Raw genomic sequence first — 406 nt, forward strand, 5'->3', positions numbered from 1 at the left:
GCCGAGCACCGGGGGTTCTGGGCCTCCTGGCCGCAGTCCGGTGCGCCGGGCGGGAACCTGCTGGCGACCGGGGTGCTCGCCCTGCTCGCCGGTATGCAGTCCGACGCGGCGTTCCTCGCCTGGGGCTGGCGCGTTCCGTTCCTGCTCTCCGGGGTTCTGGTGATCGTCGGCCTGTGGATCCGCCTGTCCGTCTCCGAGTCGCCCGTCTTCCTCGCCGCGCGGGCGGCCCGGCAGGGGCGCGAGGACGGGGCTCCCGTCGTCCAGGTGTTCCGCCGCGGCTGGCGGCAGGTGCTGACCGCCATCGGCACCCGGTTCGGCGAGAACATCTCCTACTACGTGCTGACCTCCTTCCTCCTCGTGTACGTCACCGTGCACCTGGGGCTGGCCAAGAGCACCGCGCTGAACG

Annotated in this window: 1 protein-coding gene; it reads left to right on the top strand. The window is 72.4% G+C overall.

Annotated elements, in window-relative coordinates; all coding sequences use genetic code 11:
• The coding region (locus G3I78_RS49790; RefSeq protein ID WP_164437282.1) for an MFS transporter at positions 1–406 on the top strand (406 nt) is incomplete at both ends.

Origin of the sequence: Streptomyces sp. SID13726, assembly GCF_010548375.1 — a bacterium.
In the GTDB taxonomy this organism is placed as follows: domain Bacteria; phylum Actinomycetota; class Actinomycetes; order Streptomycetales; family Streptomycetaceae; genus Streptomyces.